This is a genomic window from Pasteurella bettyae CCUG 2042, assembly GCF_000262245.1.
GTDB classification, from domain to species: Bacteria; Pseudomonadota; Gammaproteobacteria; order Enterobacterales; family Pasteurellaceae; genus Basfia; species Basfia bettyae.
The window spans coordinates 1-19217 of record NZ_AJSX01000008.1 but is presented as its reverse complement, the minus strand read 5'-3'; the positions used below and the strand labels follow the sequence as shown (position 1 = coordinate 19217).

Genomic DNA, 19217 nt, shown 5'->3' with positions numbered 1-19217 from the left:
TATGTCATATTTACAAACTAACACTCTGCCATTTAAACAACGTGTTGATCAGCAAGTGAACAACGAAATTGTACGTAAAGCTTTAGTAAAAGCTCAAGAAACCATCGGAGCAAACCGTCAACGTATGGTTGATGAGCTTGGTAACTGGGAAGAGTGGCGTGATGCAGCCGCACAAATTCGTAACCATGTTTTAGCTAATTTAGATGCTTATCTCTACCAACTTAGCGAAAAAGTCACTGAAAATGGTGGACATGTTTTCTTCGCTGAAACAGCTGAAGAAGCAACTAACTACATCAAACAAGTGGCTAAAGCAAAAAATGCCCAAAAAATTGTTAAATCCAAATCAATGGTAACCGAAGAAATCGGAATGAACCATGTGTTAGAAGCAGAAGGCATTAATGTAATAGAAACTGATTTGGGTGAATATTTACTGCAAATTGTAGGCGATAAGCCATCACATATTGTTGTACCAGCAATTCATAAAGATCGCCATAAAATTCGCCAAGATCTACAGGATATGTTGGGCTACAACGGTTCAGAAACGCCCGAAGAAATGACTGCCTTTGTGCGTCAGAAAATTCGCCAAGATTTCTTAGAAGCCGATATTGGAATATCAGGTTGTAACTTTGCAGTGGCAGAAACAGGCTCAGTTTGTCTTGTAACCAACGAAGGCAACTTACGCATGGCAACGACAGTACCCAAAACACATATTGCGGTAATGGGAATGGAACGCTTAGCCCCTACTTTCCAAGAAGTTGATGTATTGATTACAATGCTTGCTCGTAGTGCAGTAGGTGCAAAATTAACTGCTTATAACACTTGGCTTACAGGTCCACGTTTAGAAGGAGAAACTGACGGCCCTGAAGAATTTCATTTAGTGATTGTGGATAATGGACGTTCAAAAATTTTAGAAAGTAAATTTAAAGAAGTCCTACGTTGTATTCGTTGCGGTGCCTGCTTAAACACTTGCCCTGCTTATCGCCAAATTGGTGGTCATGGTTATGGTTCAATTTATCCAGGTCCAATTGGCTCAGTTATTTCGCCACTATTAGGCGGATATGAGGAATTTAAAGAATTACCTTATGCTTGCTCGCTTTGTACTGCCTGTAACAGTGTTTGTCCTGTAAAAATTCCGCTAGCACAACTGATTTTAAAACACCGTGAAAACATCGCTCAAAGTGGAATGACACCAATGGCGGAGCGTTTGTCTATCTTCGGTTTCAACTTCGCGAATTCACACCCAACTCTGTGGAAAGTAGGAGTAAAAGTGGGGGCAAAAGTGGCGAGTAAGTTTATTAAAAATGGCAAAACGCCTGTAAACTTTGGAGCATTAGCTGAATGGACTAAAGCTCGTGACTTACCAAATGCAGAAGGTGAAAGTTTCCGTGAATGGTTTACTTACAGAGGATAATAAGATGGATCTACAAAACCGTGAAAAATTTTTAACGAAATTAGCTGAATGTATGGGCAGACCACTTCAAACTATCCCTGAGCCAATGCCAAAATTAGTGAATGACCACGCCATTACGCGTTTAACTAATCGTAGCCAAGCTCAACTCTGTCAAGAGTTTATTGATTTTGCTCGTGTAATGATGACTGATGTGGTGGAAGCAAAAGAATCTGGGCTACCCACGGCAATTATCAACATTTGTGAAAAATACGGCGGTGGTAATATTATCGTAAACAACGATGAGCGTTTAAAAGCTCTAGGCATTACCGATACGCTAAAAGCAAAATATGAACATTGCTACCAATGGGATTTCAATAGCGGCGATGAAAACTTGCTGAAAGCAAAACAGGCAAATATCGGCATTGTTTATGGTGAGTATGGTTTAACCGAATCCGGTAGCGTTGTATTGTTCTCCAGCAAAGATTACGGCAGATCAGTAAGCCTACTTCCTGAAAAATCAGTGGTAATCTTACGCAAAAGCACAGTGTTACCTCGTGTGGCACAGCTTGCAAAAATCTTGCACGACAAAGCTCAATTAGGCGAAAGAATGCCATCTTGTGTGAACATCATTTCAGGTCCTTCAGCAACCGCTGATATTGAGCTTATCAAAGTAGTAGGCGTTCATGGTCCCGTGCATAAAATCTATTTGGTAATTGATGATCTGTAATTTTCAATAAATTAGAAAAAATCACTGCTTGTAATTTGATTTGCAAGCGGTGTTTATTTATTTTTCTATTTGATTTTAATCATCTTTTCTTTCAATAAAACATTGCTTTTTAAGTTATTAGGAATCATTATCATTTGGCAATTTATCTATCATCTAAGGAGCTTTTCATGAAAAAAATTGTGACATTATGTGCCTGTATCTTGGGGTTGGTGGGGTGTGCAACAGAAGGTTCTCGTGTGGTCGCGCCAACTGAAACTCAAGCTGCAACAACCGCAGCTACTTACAATGGGGTTAAAGCACCTATTTCTGTTGGAAAATTTGATAATAAATCAAGTTTCCAAAATGGCGTTTTCTCAGATGGGGTGGATCAACTTAGTAATCAATCAAAAACAATTTTGGTTTCTCATTTACAACAAACTGGGCGTTTCTCTGTGTTAGATCGCACAAATATGAGTGAAATTAAGTCTGAGGCTAAAATTAAAGGGAAAAAACAGAACCTCAAAGGAGCAACATACGTTATTACGGGCGATGTAACGGAATTTGGTCGTAAAACCGTAGGCGATCACCAATTATTTGGGATCTTAGGTCGTGGTAAAGAACAAGTTGCCTATGCCAAAGTGATGTTGAATGTAGTGAATGTAAATACATCTGAAGTTGTGTTCTCAGCTCAAGGCGCAGGAGAATATAATCTGTCTAATCGTGAAGTATTAGGCTTTGGTGGTACTGCAGGTTATGATTCAACCTTAAATGGTAAGGTACTTGATCTTGCAATTCGTGAAGCAGTAAACAATTTAATTAATGGTATTGAGTCTGGTCGTTGGACTCCCACAAAATAGAGGTTTACGATGATAAAAACATTAAAAGTACTAAGTATGGGAGTAACGTTCGCCTTACTTGCCGCTTGTGGAAGTAAAAAAGAGAATACCGATCTCTATTATTGGGGAAATTATTCTGATGTCGTCTATGCTCACTATAATGAAACAGGTGATTTTGCCAAACAAGAAGATTCATTAAATCAAATTATTTCTCAAGCTAAACAAAGCAGTAAGCCAGTTGCTCCTGGAGTATATGGACATTTGGGCTTAGCGTTGCTGAAACAGGGAAAAAGAGCTGAGGCAAAAGCAGCATTCCAACAGGAACAAGCTCTTTATCCTGAAAGCACTACTTTTATGCAATTTTTACAACGTAAAAAGTAAGAGGACACCGCAATGAAAAAAGTATTAATAGGTTTGGCTAGTGCTATCTTACTTGCAGGTTGTGCGACTAAACCTGCACCACAATATGACTACACCGCATTAAAAGAAAGTAAACCAAAATCTATCTTAGTCGTCATGCCTGTCAACAATTCTGTAGATGCAAAAGCGGATACAAGTGTATTGGCTAGAGCATCCTATCAACTCGCAGAAAAAGGTTACTATGTTTACCCAGTAGCTCTTGTAGATGAAACCTTCAAGCAAAATGGTTTAGTTGATGGTGCAGCGATTCGCAGTGCAAGTCATAAAAAAATTCGCGATATTTTTGGTGCCGATAGCATTTTGTATTTAAATGTGAATGAGTATGGGACAAGTTATAAAGTGTTTGATAGCGTAACTACAGTTTCTCTTGAAGGACAACTTGTGGACCTAAAAACCAGCAAAGTCTTATGGGAAGGAACGGGATCCTATAGCCAAGGTTCTAAAAATAGTAATGATGGAGCATTAGTTGCACTAGTTAAAGCAGTAGTAAGTCAGGTAATTGATACATCAAAAGATAAAGGCTATGAAATCTCAGCTGGAGCAATGAGTAACTTAGTGCATTTAGGGAAAAATGGTGGATTATTAGTTGGCCCTCGCCACCCTAGTTACAATAAGCCCGATAGCAAATAATATTTAAAGTAACGATAAAAATCCGTATCTTAATTAATAAGGTGCGGATTTTTTTTATAATGCTATTCTACCAATCGCAAATTTTCCAAAAAAATGACCACTTACAATATATCTATAAAATTATTATGTATATCTTGCAATTTCTTTCAAATCTCTGTAAATTGCCTTCCCTATTATTTATTTATGCTTTTTTAGGTTTGAAGAATGTTTAATAAAAATAATCTTGCCGTTGCAGCGTTAATTGCAATGAGCGGAATGAGCTATGCGAGTGAAATCGTATTGGAGGAAATTCAGATTGATGGAAGTTTGCCATCAACCAAGGGGAAATTAGTCGGTAATGAACTAAACAGCAATGAGGCAATAGTTGAGGAAAAAACGCTCAAGCAACGTGGTGCAACCTTAGGTAATGCCCTTTCTGGAGAGTTAGGGATTCATTCTAGTCAATTTGGTGGTGGAGCGAGTACACCTATTATCCGAGGACAAGAAAGTAAACGCGCAAAAATTTTACAAAATAACGGTGAGAACCTAGATATGTCGGGAATGTCACCCGATCACGCTGTGACGGTTGATGCTTTGTTGGCTAAACGCATTGAGATTTTGCGTGGCCCAACAACCCTGTTATATAGTGCTGGCAATACGGCTGGTGTAATTAATGTGGTAGACGAAAAAATCCCAACAACAATTCCTGAGAAAGGTTATGAAGGGCAAGCGGGTATACGTTTTGGCTCAGCGAGCAAAGAACGTTTAACCTATCTTGGCTCAACTTTTGCCTTAACCCCAAATCTTGCGTTACATGTACAAGGTCTGTACAACAAGGCATCTGAATATTATGCACCTCATTTCACCATTGAGGGCAAGCCTTATCACCGAGTACCAGACAGTGATGTACAATCACAAACAGGCACGATCGGGCTTTCTTGGATTGGCGAGCGAGGACATATTGGCATGGCGTACACTGATCGCCGAGATCACTATGGTTTGATCGGACATACACACAAATATGAGCACCACACCATCAGCATTATTCGTCAATCGGTAATGTTTGAAAAAGGCTATTTGCGTTTCTACCCTCATTTGGCTGAAGAAAGTGATATTGATTACAATAACCCAGGCTTGCGTTTGCTACATACTCACATTCCAGGAGCCTCATCAACTGGCTTAGAAGAACATGTTCATGGCAAACCTTGGATCAAATTACACAGTAAGCGATATGATTTTGATGGCGAATTGCGAAATCCATTCAAAGGATTTGAGTCTTTTAAAGTGTCCGCCAATTATGTAGATTATTACCACGATGAGAAAGATGGTAACAGAGTGGAAAACTACTTCAAAAACAAAGGCAAAAACCTACGTTTTGAATTAGTACATAAGGAGTGGAAAGGCTTAAAAGGAGCAATTGGTTTGCAATATACCAGCCAGCTCACCAGTGCTTTAGCATTAGAGGAATCACGAGCAGTGAATAAACAGCAGCTTTTGAATAATCCGAAAACCAAGCAGCTAAGCCTATTTGCGATTGAACGTTGGAATTTAGGAGACTTAGCTTTTGAACTTAGCGGACGTGCAGAACGCCAAAAAATCTCAATGGATTATGATGTGGAATTGATTGACCGCTGGTTATACTTTAATACACCAATGCCAAATCTTGATCCGCATAAAGACAAAGGCTACTCCTATAGCTTTGCAACCCATTGGTATTTCGCACCAAATCATAAATTGACCTTAAATATGGCACATCAAGAACGTTTGCCAAATGCTCAAGAGCTTTACGCTCACGGCAAGCATATTGCAATGAATGCCTTTGAGGCGGGTAATAAAAATCTGAAAAAAGAACGTTCTAACCAAATTGAACTTTCGTTAGCTTATGTCGGTGATAAATGGGATTATAAATTCAATGTTTACCACACACGTTACGGTAACTATATTTATCCGTTTACCCTCAACGATAACCGTGGTCCAAAATCAATGACCGATGAATATAATCTTAAAGTAAATCGTTACTACCAAGCAAAAGCTCGTTTTAGCGGTATAGAAGGTGAAATCGGCTATTTATTTACTCCACGCTATCGCCTCGCCGTATTTGGTGATTATGTACGTGGAAAATTAGTGGATTTACCAGATATGGCAATGGGTTACTATATTTTCGGACCACAACGAGGACAAGTATCTCGTTGGGAAAAACAACCTGACATTTCTGCCCCTCGTGTTCCGCCACTGCGTTTAGGTACAAGATTTAATGCTGATTTCAACCAAAATTGGTCAGGAATGTTGGAATATTACCGCGTGTTTGCTCAAAATAAACTGTCGAAATATGAAAAACGAACACCAGGCTATCACCAAGTGAATCTAGGGGTGACTTATAGCAATCACCTAAACCAAATGGAATATCAAGTTTTCTTAAAGGTAGATAACTTGCTAAATCAAAAGATGTACCAACACGCTTCCTACTTACCACATATTCCGCAAATGGGTAGAAATGCAATGCTTGGTGTGAATTTGAGTTTCTAATTAGTCAACGTCTTAGAAAAACAATGATCTGCACTTTAAAAGTTGGAGACTTAAACCAACTGGTTAAGGTGCAGATCAAAGTGCGGTTTATTTATAAAAAATTTAGGCTTGAGTTGGCTTATAGAATAATGTGTAAGCAATAAATAAGAAACCTAACACACTTGCTATAATAAGTGCGTAGAAGCCGCCATCCCAACCATATAAATCAACTAGTTTTCCCATTACCCAACCTGCTGATGCTGAGCCAAGTAAATAACCAAATAATCCTGTTAAACCTGTTGCAGTACCTGTTGCCACTCGTGGAACTAAATCTGCGGCTTGTAAACCAATCATCATCACTGGTCCATAAATTAAGAAACCAATTGCAACTAAACAGATATTATCTACTAAAGGATTACCTGCTGGATTTTTCCAATATACAAAAATAGCAATTAATACACCAGTTAAGAACAGCAACATAGGTGGCGCACGATGTCCTTTAAACACCTTGTCACTTAAATAACCACTTGCTAACATTCCAAAAATACCAGCATACTCATAAAGGAAATATGCCCAACTTTGCTTATCTACTGTAAAATGCTTCACTTCTTTTAAGTAAGTAGGTGCCCAATCAATAATTCCATAACGAATGAAATACACAAACACATTTGCCATTGCAATTGCCCATAAGAATTTATTATGCACAATATATTTTTTGAAAATATCCATAGATGACAAAGTATGTGCGGATTCCACTTGTTCAATAACCGCTTCACCTTTCCATTCATCAACAGGAGGCAGTCCTTCTGATTCAGGGGTATCTCGCATTAAGAAAAACATGATAAGTGCTAAAATAATAGCAATTAATGCTGGTAAATAAAAAAGAGATTGCCAAGTACCAAAAATCGCTAATCCTAATAAAGCTAATGGTCCAATTAAACCGCCTCCAAGTTTATGGGAAACATTCCACCAGCTCCACCAAGCACCACGTTCGGACTTACTGAACCAGTTGGTCATAGTTTTTGCGCCAGGAGGATAGCCCATGCCTTGAAACCAACCATTCAATGCCCCTAATACCACCATAAATGGTATAGATGCCAACACACCAGGTACTAAACCAAAAATTAAGCTCACTAAGGCAGATCCTAGCAAGCCGATAGTAATAAAATATTTTGGGTTTGAACGGTCTGAAACATTACCCATGATAAATTTACTAAATCCATAGGCAAGAGAAAGTGCCACACCAACTGTACCAAGATCAGCCTTGGTATAGCCATATTCATCAATTAAATAAGGAATTGCCAAAGAAAAATTCTTACGAATAAGATAATAAGCAGCATATCCAATAAATACACCAAAAAAAACTTGCCAACGTAATTTTTTATATTCATTATCAATTTGTGAGGCTTCAAGACGAGGAATTGGGGGAGAGGCTTTTAAGAATCTAAACATGTATATTACTCCTTGATTTGTTTATAAACTTATTTTTACATATACCTATTTATAGGTATATACTCAAGCTTCACTATTCAATTTTGCGATCAGATTCACACTCTTCTTATCTAAGTGATTTTATGGCATAATTAACTTTACTTTTGATAATTTTTATGCATTTATTTTAGGAGAGAAAGATGCGTCTTTTACATACAATGTTACGTGTGGGAAATTTAGAGCGTTCAATTCAATTTTACACAGAAGTTTTGGGTATGAAATTGTTACGCACTAGTGAAAATCCTGAATATCAATATTCCTTAGCCTTTGTCGGTTATGATGATGAAGATAAAACCTCAGTGATTGAACTGACTTATAACTGGGGAGTCACCGAATATGAATTAGGCAATGCCTTTGGTCATTTAGCTATTGGCACTGATGATATTTATGCCACTTGTGAAGCCATTCGTGCGCAAGGTGGAAAAATCACCCGTGAACCTGGTCCGGTAAAAGGTGGCACAACAGTTATCGCATTTGCAGAAGATCCAGATGGTTACAAAATTGAATTTATCGAAAATAAAAGTGCTAAATCAGCATTGGGTTAATTCTCATCTGTAAAGTTCGACCTATTTTTTCATTTTTTATTGTACTATTGCTTTACTCGTACCTCCTTTATTTTAATTAGGATTATTATCGTGACAGAACTTCATACAGAAACAACAGAAAACGAAACAACTAATTACAATTTACTTAAAAATCGTTTTCGTGGTTATTATCCTGTAATTATTGATGTAGAAACCGCTGGTTTTAATGCCAAACAAGATGCATTATTAGAACTAGCAGCAATCACCGTTAAAATGGATGAAAATGGGTGGCTTGTGCCTGATCAAAAATATCATGCGCATATTGAACCCTTTGAAGGTGCAAATATTAACCCTGACTCATTAAAATTTAATGGTATTGATATTCACAATCCATTACGTGGTGCTATTTCAGAAACTGATGCAATTACAGGTCTTTTCCAAATGGTTCGTCGTGGTCAGAAAGACAATGGTTGTCAACGTTCTATTATCGTAGCTCATAATGCAACTTTTGATCAAAGTTTTGTCATGGCGGCGGCTGAACGTTGTGGTGTGAAGCGTAATCCATTTCATCCATTTGGCATGTTTGATACCGCAACTTTAAGTGGCTTTATGCTCGGACAAACAGTTTTAGTGAAAGCCTGCAAAGTGGCTAAAATTACATTTGATGGTAAACAGGCTCATTCCGCCTTATATGATACGGAACGCACGGCAGAATTATTTTGCTACATGGTAAATCATTTAAAACATTTAGGTGGTTTTCCACATATTGTACAATCTGATGATTCAGCAAATTAAAAGTGCGGTTGTTTTTTTTAAAATTTTTATCTAACCAAAAGGACCAATACAATGTTAACTAATCCAGTGGTACTCTCTATCATTGTTTTATTAGCGCTCAGTTTATTACGCATTAATGTGGTAATTGCCCTTGTTATTTCAGCGCTTGTGGCAGGTTTCTCAACACACTTAGGTGGAGAAAATATTGCTGTTCTAAGTATGAGTGACACCATAAAAACCTTTACCGAAGGCCTCGGTGGTGGTGCAGAAGTGGCAATGAACTATGCAATTCTTGGTGCTTTCGCAGTGGCTATTTCTAAATCTGGAATTACTGATTTATTAGCTTATAAAATTATTAAACGTCTAGGTAAAGCACCAAGTGGTAAATCAATGGCTGGATTTAAATATCTCATTCTTGGTGTTCTTGTATTATTTGCTATTTCATCACAAAACTTAATCCCAGTACATATTGCGTTTATTCCAATTGTGATTCCTCCACTACTCTCTATTCTCAATAAATTACATATTGACCGCCGTGCGGTAGCTTGTGTGTTAACTTTCGGCTTAACTGCAACCTATATGTTATTACCTGTTGGATTCGGTAAAATCTTTATTGAAAGTGTATTAGTAAAAAACATTAATACAGTGGGTGAAAAATTAGGTTTACAAACTTCAGTCGCTGAAGTTTCAATGTCCATGTTAATTCCCGTTTGCGGAATGATTCTTGGTTTATTATTTGCTGTTTTTGTCAGTTATCGTAAACCCAGAGAATACATCATTAATGTTGCTGAACCAACAACAGCAGAAATCGAGCAACATATTGCAAATATTAAACCATTCCATATCACTAGCAGTATTATTGCTGTTGTAGTCACCTTCGGTTTACAACTTTTCACAAGTTCAACTATTATTGGTGGGCTTGCTGGTTTAATTATTTTTGGTATCTGTGGCGTATTCCGCTTAAAAGAAAGCAATGATATTTTCCAACAAGGCTTGCGTTTAATGGCAATGATTGGATTTGTTATGATTGCGGCATCGGGCTTTGCTAACGTAATTAATGCCACACAAGGTGTCAATGATTTAGTACAAACTTTCAGCCAAGGCATTGAAAGTAAAGGTATTGCTGCTTTCTTAATGTTATTAGTAGGCTTATTAATTACCATGGGAATTGGTTCATCATTCTCTACTGTACCAATTATTACTTCAATTTATGTACCGCTTTGCTTAACCCTAGGTTTCTCTCCTTTAGCAACAATTTCAATTGTTGGTGTCTCAGCCGCCTTAGGAGATGCTGGATCACCTGCTTCTGATTCCACTCTAGGACCAACATCAGGTCTAAATATGGACGGTAAACACGATCATATTTGGGACTCTGTTGTACCCACATTCTTACACTTTAATATTCCATTATTAGTGTTTGGTTGGATTGCCGCAATGATACTTTAATTATCTCAAAATCTCCTCTACTTCGGGGAGATTTGTTTATCTAGCTTTAGGAATTTTATGCAAAAACTCACCGCACTTATTGATAAGTTACAAGAAAAAGTGACTACGCTAACTAAACAATTTTCAAATGCTGCTGATAAAAAAATTTATGCTAAATTTGACCGCACTTTATTTACTGAAGATTTTGAGAAAGGGGCATTTTATTTCTCACAACTGCAACAAACATTAGATCAAATAAAACAGCTAAATAATGACCAAATTGAACAAATTAGTTTTTTCACAGAAAAATTACTTGCACAATGTACAGCCCTTACCGATGCACTGAATATTGTGGAATTACAAACAAATAAAACAGCAACTAAAACAACGCAAAATAAACGTGAAAAATTAAAAGCACAGATTAATCAATTACCGCCAAGAGAACGTCTAGTTCGCTATTATGAAGCATTACAAGCGCTAAATGAAAAAGTAAGTGAATTACAAGATAACCTTGAGATTTGTACGACTGCTCAAGATAAAGGAATTTATTTACGACAAATTGAAATCACCAATCAACGCAAAGCAAGATGTATAGAAGCCATTGATATACTGGAAGAGTATTTATCTTTCCAAGAAGAAAAAGAAGAGAAAGAAAATAACAAAATAGAAAACAGTTAATTCAAAAAGCAAAAACCCGTAAATCTTTCAACTTACGGGTTCTTTAAATTAAGTGGCGGAGGAAGTGAGATTCGAACTCACGGAGGGCGTAAACCCTCGCCGGTTTTCAAGACCGGTGCCTTCAACCGCTCGACCATTCCTCCGCAATTAAGCGAGGTGAATAATACGTTTTTAAGCCTTTAATGTCAAGCGCAAGTAAATAAAAAAATAAACTTTTAACCTGATTGATGAATTTTAAAACAAAATAATAATATAAGGCGTTATTTATTATTTTTAAATGAAATGATTAATTGAATTTTTAACTTATATTTAATTTTATTTTAAATAATCAGCTCATAAAAAAAGCCCTCGCAAGGAGAGCTTTCTGTAATATTGCTAAGAATTAGCGACGTAAACCTAAACGGCTGATTGTTTCTTGGTAAAGTGCTAAATCTTTACGTTTTAAATAATCTAAAAGTTTACGACGGCGTGAAACCATACCTAATAAACCACGACGACCATGATGATCTTTTTTATGTTCTGCAAAGTGAGCTTGCAAGTGGTTAATTTGTGCAGTTAATAATGCAATTTGAACTTCTGATGAACCTGTATCTTTTGCATCACGACCATATTCAGCAACGATTGCTGCTTTTTGTTCTGTAGTTAGAGACATATTAAATCCTTATAACTAGGGTTTGTTAATGATACATCGTTAGCCGATCTCTAATCCAGCTACGACAAGGAGCTAGTATTGTAGCCATTAGATATAAAAAAGCAATAAATATTTATCATTTCATTCGGCTATGATGCATAAGTTCTGCTAAAATTTTTGTAAATCTAACCGCACTTTTCTCGTAAAAGGAAACGCTATGCTTCTCAATCAAATGATTGCACAAAAAATTGTTCAACGTGCAATGAAAATAATTGGTTCATCGATTAATGTAATGGATCAAAATGGCATTATCATTGCTTCTGGCGATACCAAACGCCTTCATCAAAAACATATTGGTGCGATCTTAGCAATCCGTGAAAATCGCACTATCGAAATTGATGAGCAGCTTGCCAAAAAATGGAATGATGAAGTACAACCTGGTATTAATTTACCTATTAATTATTTAGGCAAAATACTTGGTGTCATTGGTATTTCAGGAGTCCCTGAAAAGATTAGTGCTTATGCTGAATTAGTCAGAATGACAGCCGAGCTGATTATTGAACAGCACGCAGCCTTAGAAAAAGAACGTTGGACACGCCGTTATCGAGAAGAATTTATCATAAAGTTGCTGGAAGATAGCTCTTCTCATAATCTATCACAAATCCTTGAACAGACTCATGGATTTAACATTGCATTAGCCCCTGAAAGTGCGGTGATCATTATTAAATTTTTGCAAGCAAATATAGAAAAATTGCAAACTACGCTGAGTTATTTGGAACAGACCTTTCCACAAACCCCATCAGTGCCCATTGGATTAGATCAAATTGCAATGATTATGCCAATCTCCATATTGACAACTATCACTCAACAAAAACAAATTAACCATTTATTACCTTTATTGCAGATTCAAGAATATAAACTCTCTATTGGCTTAACAACCAGTTCAATAAATAGCTTTCATCTTTCTTATCAAACAGCAAAAGCCACTTTAGAATATGGCTTAAAACAACATCCTAAAAAAACCATTTATTCATTTTCACAAGAACGCTTTCCTGTGTTAATCAACACTTTTTCTGAATCATGGCAACATGCATTATTAACTAGCCCACTTCATAAATTAGTGCAACAAGATCCCAACGGCATACTTAGAAAAACTTTAAAACAATATTTTTTATCAAATTGTGATCTTTCTCTCAGTTCAAAATCTATGTTTATTCATATCAATACATTACGTTATCGAATAAGTAAAATAGAAAAAATAACTGGCTTAAATATCAATAAGATAGAAGATAAATTTATTCTCTATATCGGTACATTTCAACTTTAAAAAATTAGATGTTTACATAAAAATAAGAAATAAAACAATCAATTTTTTGTATTTTAATACAAAGATTTTATAGTCAGATTTATCAATAATAAGACTGACCTATTTATTTTATCTAAGGAGCATTACTATGTCTGGTATTTCTCTTATTATCACATTTATCATCGCTATCATAATTATGATTTGGATGATATCAAAATTAAAAGTCCATCCGTTCTTAGCATTAATGAGTGTTTCTCTTGGTTTGGCAATTATTGCGGGCATTAGCTTAAATAAAATCCCAAGCATTATTGGTGATGGATTTAGTGGCACATTTAAAAGTATCGGTATTGTGATTATCTTTGGTGCCATTATTGGTACTGTGCTAGAAAAAACAGGTGCTGCATTAAAATTAGCAGATATTGTAGTCAATATCGTAGGGCAAAAACGTCCTGAATTAGCCATGCTGATTATGGGCTGGGTCGTAGGTATTCCAGTATTCTGTGATAGCGGTTTCGTTGTATTAAATCCAATTCGTGAAGCGATTAGTAAAAAAATTCTAGCCAACCCAATTAGTATGTCAGTAGCACTAAGTGCTGGTTTATATGCTTCTCATGTATTTATTCCACCAACACCAGGACCAATTGCAGCTGCTGGCGCTGTGGGTTTAAGCTCAAATATTCTACTGGTGATCATTATGGGGGTTGTAGTTTCTATTCCTGTTTTAATTGCTAGTTATATTTTTGCCAAATTCACGAGCAAAAAGGTAATGTTAGAGCCATCAGCTGAAGATGATCAGCTAATTACCCAAAGTTATGATGATTTACTTAAACATTATGGACCTTTACCAAGTGGCTTCTTAAGCCTTGCACCAATCATTATGCCAATTTTCTTTATGGCATTAGGTTCAATTGGCAAAATTATGGGATTAGAAGGTGATATTGCGGTACCCGTTCAATTCCTAGGAAATCCTATTATTGCTTTAGCGATTGGTGTTATTTTCTCAATTTTCTTGTTAGTGAATACTAAAAAAACTGTAGAATTTAATGAATTAACTAATGAAACATTGAAAATTGTTGGCCCAATCCTCTTTATTACTGCGGCAGGCGGCGTGTTAGGAAAAGTCATTACAGAAGCTGGCTTTGTAGAGTATATAAAACAAAATGCTGTAACTATTAGTGCTGCTGGAATTTTCTTCCCATTCTTAATTTCTGCAATTTTAAAAACAGCACAAGGAAGTTCAACCGTAGCGATTATTACAACAGCATCCATTATGGGGATGTTCAATGCAAGCGATTCACTAATGAATGCCTTAGGTTTAACCTCTGAAATGGGTGCAGCTTTAACCGTTATGGCAATCGCCTCAGGGGCAATGTGTGTATCTCATGCAAATGACAGTTATTTCTGGGTAGTGACTAACTTCACCAAAATGACACCACAACAGGGTTATAAAACCCAAAGCTTGCTCACCTTTATTATGGGAATTGTCGGTATGATAACCGTTTATATTCTTTCATTATTTTTACACTAAGGTAATGATATGAAAATTCTAATTGCACCAGATTCCTTTAAAGAAAGCCTTATTGCGCTAGAAGCGGCTAAAGCTATTGAAGAAGGCTTTAAAAAAGTCTATCCCACTGCGACCTATATCAAGATCCCAATGGCTGATGGTGGCGAAGGAACTGTACAATCACTTGTAGATGCCTTAGAAGGCGAGCTAATTGAAGTTGATGTGAAGGCTCCGCTTGGCAATAAAATTAAAGCGAGCTTCGGGATTTCTGGTGATAAACAAACAGCTATCATTGAAATGGCAGCGGCATCAGGGTTGCATTTAGTTCCACCATCAAAACGAGATCCTCGTAAAACCACAAGCTACGGCACTGGAGAATTAATTAAAGCCGCTTTAGATCTCGGGGTTAAAAGAATTATTCTTGGTATTGGTGGTAGTGCAACTAACGACGCAGGAGCAGGAATGCTACAAGCTTTAGGGGCGAAACTACTAGATCATAATCTCCATCCAATCGAACCCATAGGCGAAGCACTTATCAATGTTAGACAAATTGATATTAGCCAGTTAGACCCTCGTTTACAAGGCGTACAATTAGACGTGGCTTGCGATGTGGATAATCCACTCTGTGGTGAAAATGGCGCCTCTGCGATATTTGGTCCACAAAAAGGCGCAACAGCGGAAATTGTGCAACAACTTGATAAAGCGCTTTACCATTTTTCTCAAATACTCGAAAAAAGCCTCAAGCTTAACATTCGTGAGCATGCTGGAGCAGGTGCTGCTGGTGGAATGGGAGGCGGATTATTATTACTGCCTAATGTCAATCTAAAAGCTGGCGTACAAATCGTCATGGAAGCAACTCGACTCGCTCAATATGCGGAGCAGGCAGATCTTATCATTACGGGTGAAGGTCGCATGGACTCACAAAGCATCCATGGTAAAACGCCAATTGGTGTTGCGAAAACCGCAAAACAATTTGGCAAACCTGTGATCGCTATTGTTGGTTGTTTACGTGAAGATTATGAAGTGGTCTATGATCATGGGATTGACGCAGTATTTCCAATTATTCGTCAATTAGCTAGCTTAGAGGACACTTTAAGGCTCGGCTATGCGAACTTAGTTTCTACTGCACAAAATATCGCTAGACTCTATCAATTGCACCATTAACAGATCAATTTACAAACAAAAAAGTGCGGTGAATTTTCTAAAAATTTACCGCATTTTTCATTTTCAGTTGGTTAACCTAACTTATTCTTCCAACACAACTTTACCAATATAACCTAAATTGCGATAACGTTGTGCATAATCAATGCCATAGCCCACCACAAACTCATCAGGAATTGGAAAGCCTACCCACTCAACAGGCACTTGTACTTCTCGACGTGAAGGCTTATCTAATAATGTACAAATAGCAATTGACTTAGGGTGACGTAGTCCCAAAATTTCACGAACCTTTTCTAAGGTATAACCTGTATCAATAATATCTTCCACAATTAATACATGTTCATCTTTAATATCGCCATCTAAATCTTTGGTAATTTTCACATCATGATTAGTCGTCATGTCTGAACCATAACTTGCAGTTGTCATAAATTCAATTTCAACAGGCAATTTAAGTTCACGTACTAAATCAGCCATAAACATAAAAGAACCACGTAATAGTCCTACGACAATTAATTTATCAATCTGTTTTTGTTGATAATATTGAGTGATTTCTATACCTAGTTGTTGAATTTTTGCACGTACGTCTTGTTCTGAAATTAAGACGTCAACATGATGTTTCTTCATAAAATATTTTCCAATGATTGAGTTAAACAGAGCTTTGAGGTCGCTCATAATATCACAAAAAAAAGACCGATGTTAAAAAACATCGGTCTTTTAGTACCCTAACGAATTTACTTTGTACTCTACCTGTTTGGAGCTATCTATGCCGACTAAAAATAACCTCTACCAAATTATTTTTAATCATTTCCTTAACAGATGTGTGTATCTTATAGAAGTAAAATTCACTTGTCAATAAGAATTATTATCATTTGCAAAATATTTTTTAATTACCTGAAATTTTCATACTTTCTAGTAAAATTGACCCAGTTTGGATATTTGAACGATGTTCAATGTCATCAGATACTGCCACAATATCATGCAACATATCTTTGAGTTGCCCTGCAATAGTAATTTCTGCCACTGGATATTGGATCTCACCATTTTCTACCCAAAAACCTGATGCCCCACGAGAATAATCTCCAGTAACCATATTAACGCCTTGCCCCATCAGATCTGTGACTAATAAACCATGCCCCATTTCACGTAACAAACTTTCTAAGCCTCCCGTTTTATTCGGGCGGACTAACCAATTATGGATCCCACCAGCATGGCCTGTACTTTGCATACCTAATTTACGACCGCTATAACTGGTTAATAAATAAGTACGTAAGATCCCTTGCTCAATAATTTCGCGAGCTTCAGTTCTTACCCCTTCACTATCAAATGGTGTAGAAGCTAATCCCCCTTTTAGATGAGGACGTTCACTAATTTGGAACCAATCAGGCAAAATTTGTTTCCCTAAATAATCTAATAAAAAACTCGCCTTACGATATAAACTTCCCCCACTGATTGCCCCTGCTAATGAACCAATAAGCCCTGTAGCAACATCATTTAAAAAAATCACTGGTGATTCTTGAGTGGATATTTTGTGAGGTTGTAAACGAGCAATCGCTTTTTTAGCGGCATTCTCCCCTACCCACGTAGGATTTTCTAATTGGTTAAAATCTCTAGAAATAGTATATTCATAATCATTTTCCAATTGCTCATCAATGCCACTAAGCACAGAACAAGAAAGAGAATAACGACTAGATAAATAGCTTTGTAACATACCATAACTATTCCCATAAACTCGCACACCATTATGAGAATTAAAGCTAGCACCATTACTATTTACAATACGTTTATCATAATTTAAAGCAGCTATTTCAGCTTGTAAGGCTAATTCAATACCTTTATCCACATTAATATCAGCCGCTTTATATAAAGCTAAATCAGGCGCTTCAAAGGCAATTAATTCTCTATCAGCCAAACCTGTACAATCATCTGGTGAGGTATATTTTGCAATCGCTAATGCTGCATCCACAGCATTTTTAATTGCAGCTTGACTAAGATCTGAAGTGGATGCATTCCCTTTTTGTTGACCTAAATAAACAGAAATGCCTAATGCACCATCATTATTAAATTCAACATTCTCAACTTCTTTTAGACGGGTTGAAACCGATAATCCATTTACTTTAGTAACTGAAACCTCTGCGGTAGCTCCCGCTTTTTTTGCAATATCTACCGCATAACATACGGCATCACGTAATTCCTGTTCCTGCTGTTTTAAAAGTGCGGTTTGATTTTCTAAATTTTCCATATAAAAGCCCTACTAGCATGATTTTCACTGCATTTTATCTTATTTTTAGGTTTTATGCTAAAATGCTACGGGTCAAAATTAAAAAAGGAAGCAAAATGAAGAAACGTGGCAAAAAGCCTGAACTTGATTGGGAAACAAAAGATCAAGAAGAAATTATCTGGGTCAGTAAGAGTGAAATAAAACGAGATGCGGAAGCTCTTAAGAAATTAGGTGCAAAATTAGTGGTTCTCACAAAAACTAACTTAGAAAAAATCCCATTGGATAGCAACTTATTAGAAGCAATTGAGCTAGCTCAACGTTCAGTAAAAGAAGCTAAACGTCGCCAATTACAATATATTGGTAAATTATTACGTTCTACAGACATTGAGCCAATTCAAGAAGCATTAGATAAAATTGAAAATAAACATAATCAACAACAAGTTATGTTACATAAACTCGAATTTATGCGAGATGACTTAATCACTAAAGGCGATGAAGGTTTAGCGGATTTAATCAATGAATATACTCAACTAGATCGTCAACATTTACGTAATTTGATTCGTTCAGCACAAAAAGAAAAGGAACAAAACAAACCACCTAAAGCTTATCGTGAAATTTATCAATATTTAAAACAAATGATCATCGGAGATTAATTTCTAGCCGAGCAAAAGTGCGGTTAAATATTCAGAAATTTTTCTATTATCTCCTTGCTATACAAACATTATTTAACTAAATAATTAATCATATCCTGATTGCCTTAAACAGTCAGGATTTTTATTATACAATTGGAATACTTATTCCAAGTGTTTATTCAGGCACTGCTCTTTTATTAAAAATAAACGAAATGAATCAAATTCGTTAGTACCTAATATAGATAATATTTTATTATTGAGATTTATTCCTATTTGCAAACTTACTGTTGTTCTTATAAACTACAGAAAACCTCAACTCCATCAGGCTAAAGCATTACAATTATTGAAGCAATATTTAATCTATCTTCAGTATAAAGTTAAGATGGGTGGAAAGGATTATTCAT

The 19217-nt window shown here is 36.5% G+C and carries 18 protein-coding genes and 1 tRNA gene; 14 read left to right on the top strand and 5 right to left on the bottom strand.

The features are described 5' to 3' along the window. The first annotated feature begins 1 nt into the window (after position 1). The 6 genes from HMPREF1052_RS02610 (at position 2) to HMPREF1052_RS02585 (ending at position 6487) form a co-directional block, all read left to right on the top strand. Positions 2 to 1411, top strand: coding sequence for a LutB/LldF family L-lactate oxidation iron-sulfur protein (locus HMPREF1052_RS02610; RefSeq protein ID WP_005759326.1), 1410 nt, complete (start codon positions 2 to 4; stop codon positions 1409 to 1411). Between the two features lie 4 nt (positions 1412 to 1415). Further along, entirely contained in the window at positions 1416 to 2117 is a 702-nt protein-coding gene (locus HMPREF1052_RS02605) for a LutC/YkgG family protein (protein WP_005759305.1), read from the top strand. A 167-nt stretch (positions 2118 to 2284) separates the two neighbouring features. Continuing rightward, on the top strand, positions 2285 to 2953 hold the full coding sequence (locus HMPREF1052_RS02600) for a CsgG/HfaB family protein (protein ID WP_005759322.1): 669 nt from the start codon (positions 2285 to 2287) through the stop codon (positions 2951 to 2953). Positions 2954 to 2962: 9 nt separating this feature from the next. Beyond that, positions 2963 to 3313: a DUF4810 domain-containing protein gene (locus HMPREF1052_RS02595; RefSeq protein WP_005759316.1), complete on the top strand. Its 351-nt coding sequence runs from the start codon at positions 2963 to 2965 to the stop codon at positions 3311 to 3313. Positions 3314 to 3325: 12 nt separating this feature from the next. Then, positions 3326 to 3982 carry a DUF799 domain-containing protein gene (locus tag HMPREF1052_RS02590; protein WP_005759319.1) on the top strand — a complete coding sequence of 219 codons (657 nt, stop codon included), beginning with the start codon at positions 3326 to 3328 and terminating at the stop codon, positions 3980 to 3982. Positions 3983 to 4186: 204 nt separating this feature from the next. Further along, on the top strand, positions 4187 to 6487 hold the full coding sequence (locus tag HMPREF1052_RS02585; RefSeq protein WP_005759321.1) for a TonB-dependent receptor: 2301 nt from the start codon (positions 4187 to 4189) through the stop codon (positions 6485 to 6487). Positions 6488 to 6589: 102 nt separating this feature from the next. Here HMPREF1052_RS02585 and pgtP read toward each other — a convergent pair whose 3' ends face one another. Next, positions 6590 to 7918, bottom strand: a complete 1329-nt coding sequence (gene pgtP, locus HMPREF1052_RS02580; protein ID WP_005759323.1) for a phosphoglycerate transporter protein PgtP — start codon at positions 7916 to 7918, stop codon at positions 6590 to 6592. Positions 7919 to 8097: 179 nt separating this feature from the next. Between pgtP and gloA the strand changes: the two genes are divergently transcribed. The 4 genes from gloA to priC all read left to right on the top strand — a co-directional run bounded on the left by gloA (position 8098) and on the right by priC (position 11358). Then, entirely contained in the window at positions 8098 to 8502 is a 405-nt protein-coding gene (gene gloA / locus HMPREF1052_RS02575; protein ID WP_005759299.1) for a lactoylglutathione lyase, read from the top strand. Between the two features lie 90 nt (positions 8503 to 8592). Beyond that, complete coding sequence (gene rnt, locus HMPREF1052_RS02570) at positions 8593 to 9276, top strand: ribonuclease T (RefSeq protein WP_005759312.1); 684 nt, start codon at positions 8593 to 8595, stop codon at positions 9274 to 9276. Between the two features lie 51 nt (positions 9277 to 9327). After that, complete coding sequence (locus tag HMPREF1052_RS02565) at positions 9328 to 10701, top strand: Na+/H+ antiporter family protein (RefSeq protein WP_005759325.1); 1374 nt, start codon at positions 9328 to 9330, stop codon at positions 10699 to 10701. Positions 10702 to 10758: 57 nt separating this feature from the next. Further along, on the top strand, positions 10759 to 11358 hold the full coding sequence (priC, locus tag HMPREF1052_RS02560) for a primosomal replication protein PriC (RefSeq protein WP_005759310.1): 600 nt from the start codon (positions 10759 to 10761) through the stop codon (positions 11356 to 11358). A gap of 53 nt (positions 11359 to 11411) precedes the next feature. On the opposite strand, the gene HMPREF1052_RS02555 is transcribed toward priC, so the two are convergent. Together HMPREF1052_RS02555 and rpsO are read right to left on the bottom strand one after the other, a co-directional pair. Next, positions 11412 to 11501, bottom strand: a tRNA-Ser gene (locus HMPREF1052_RS02555). A gap of 239 nt (positions 11502 to 11740) precedes the next feature. Next, positions 11741 to 12010 carry a 30S ribosomal protein S15 gene (gene rpsO, locus HMPREF1052_RS02550; protein ID WP_005759306.1) on the bottom strand — a complete coding sequence of 90 codons (270 nt, stop codon included), beginning with the start codon at positions 12008 to 12010 and terminating at the stop codon, positions 11741 to 11743. Positions 12011 to 12206: 196 nt separating this feature from the next. Between rpsO and HMPREF1052_RS02545 the strand changes: the two genes are divergently transcribed. The 3 genes from HMPREF1052_RS02545 (at position 12207) to HMPREF1052_RS02535 (ending at position 15966) form a co-directional block, all read left to right on the top strand. After that, positions 12207 to 13316, top strand: coding sequence for a sugar diacid recognition domain-containing protein (locus tag HMPREF1052_RS02545; protein ID WP_005759327.1), 1110 nt, complete (start codon positions 12207 to 12209; stop codon positions 13314 to 13316). 127 nt (positions 13317 to 13443) lie between these two features. After that, the gene (locus tag HMPREF1052_RS02540) at positions 13444 to 14823 is read left to right on the top strand and encodes a GntP family permease (protein ID WP_005759307.1); all 1380 of its coding nucleotides are present in this window, start codon (positions 13444 to 13446) and stop codon (positions 14821 to 14823) included. Positions 14824 to 14832: 9 nt separating this feature from the next. Then, positions 14833 to 15966, top strand: coding sequence for a glycerate kinase (locus tag HMPREF1052_RS02535; RefSeq protein WP_005759333.1), 1134 nt, complete (start codon positions 14833 to 14835; stop codon positions 15964 to 15966). Between the two features lie 81 nt (positions 15967 to 16047). Here HMPREF1052_RS02535 and hpt read toward each other — a convergent pair whose 3' ends face one another. Together hpt and pmbA are read right to left on the bottom strand one after the other, a co-directional pair. Then, on the bottom strand, positions 16048 to 16587 hold the full coding sequence (hpt, locus tag HMPREF1052_RS02530; protein ID WP_005759320.1) for a hypoxanthine phosphoribosyltransferase: 540 nt from the start codon (positions 16585 to 16587) through the stop codon (positions 16048 to 16050). A 259-nt stretch (positions 16588 to 16846) separates the two neighbouring features. Continuing rightward, complete coding sequence (gene pmbA / locus HMPREF1052_RS02525) at positions 16847 to 18202, bottom strand: metalloprotease PmbA (RefSeq protein ID WP_005759317.1); 1356 nt, start codon at positions 18200 to 18202, stop codon at positions 16847 to 16849. Positions 18203 to 18297: 95 nt separating this feature from the next. Here pmbA and yjgA point away from each other — a divergent pair, with 95 nt between their 5' ends. Further along, entirely contained in the window at positions 18298 to 18834 is a 537-nt protein-coding gene (gene yjgA, locus HMPREF1052_RS02520) for a ribosome biogenesis factor YjgA (RefSeq protein ID WP_005759297.1), read from the top strand. Positions 18835 to 19217: the final 383 nt, after the last annotated feature.

Bases quoted from the DNA above. Each gene is read 5' to 3' on its own strand.
- HMPREF1052_RS02610 (WP_005759326.1), top strand. From the start codon at position 2: ATGTCATATTTACAAACTAACACTCTGCCATTTAAACAACGTGTTGAT.
- HMPREF1052_RS02605 (WP_005759305.1), top strand. From the start codon at position 1,416: ATGGATCTACAAAACCGTGAAAAATTTTTAACGAAATTAGCTGAATGT.
- HMPREF1052_RS02600 (WP_005759322.1), top strand. From the start codon at position 2,285: ATGAAAAAAATTGTGACATTATGTGCCTGTATCTTGGGGTTGGTGGGG.
- HMPREF1052_RS02595 (WP_005759316.1), top strand. From the start codon at position 2,963: ATGATAAAAACATTAAAAGTACTAAGTATGGGAGTAACGTTCGCCTTA.
- HMPREF1052_RS02590 (WP_005759319.1), top strand. From the start codon at position 3,326: ATGAAAAAAGTATTAATAGGTTTGGCTAGTGCTATCTTACTTGCAGGT.
- HMPREF1052_RS02585 (WP_005759321.1), top strand. From the start codon at position 4,187: ATGTTTAATAAAAATAATCTTGCCGTTGCAGCGTTAATTGCAATGAGC.
- pgtP (WP_005759323.1), bottom strand. From the start codon at position 7,918: ATGTTTAGATTCTTAAAAGCCTCTCCCCCAATTCCTCGTCTTGAAGCC.
- gloA (WP_005759299.1), top strand. From the start codon at position 8,098: ATGCGTCTTTTACATACAATGTTACGTGTGGGAAATTTAGAGCGTTCA.
- HMPREF1052_RS02565 (WP_005759325.1), top strand. From the start codon at position 9,328: ATGTTAACTAATCCAGTGGTACTCTCTATCATTGTTTTATTAGCGCTC.
- priC (WP_005759310.1), top strand. From the start codon at position 10,759: ATGCAAAAACTCACCGCACTTATTGATAAGTTACAAGAAAAAGTGACT.
- rpsO (WP_005759306.1), bottom strand. From the start codon at position 12,010: ATGTCTCTAACTACAGAACAAAAAGCAGCAATCGTTGCTGAATATGGT.
- HMPREF1052_RS02545 (WP_005759327.1), top strand. From the start codon at position 12,207: ATGCTTCTCAATCAAATGATTGCACAAAAAATTGTTCAACGTGCAATG.
- HMPREF1052_RS02540 (WP_005759307.1), top strand. From the start codon at position 13,444: ATGTCTGGTATTTCTCTTATTATCACATTTATCATCGCTATCATAATT.
- HMPREF1052_RS02535 (WP_005759333.1), top strand. From the start codon at position 14,833: ATGAAAATTCTAATTGCACCAGATTCCTTTAAAGAAAGCCTTATTGCG.
- hpt (WP_005759320.1), bottom strand. From the start codon at position 16,587: ATGAAGAAACATCATGTTGACGTCTTAATTTCAGAACAAGACGTACGT.
- pmbA (WP_005759317.1), bottom strand. From the start codon at position 18,202: ATGGAAAATTTAGAAAATCAAACCGCACTTTTAAAACAGCAGGAACAG.
- yjgA (WP_005759297.1), top strand. From the start codon at position 18,298: ATGAAGAAACGTGGCAAAAAGCCTGAACTTGATTGGGAAACAAAAGAT.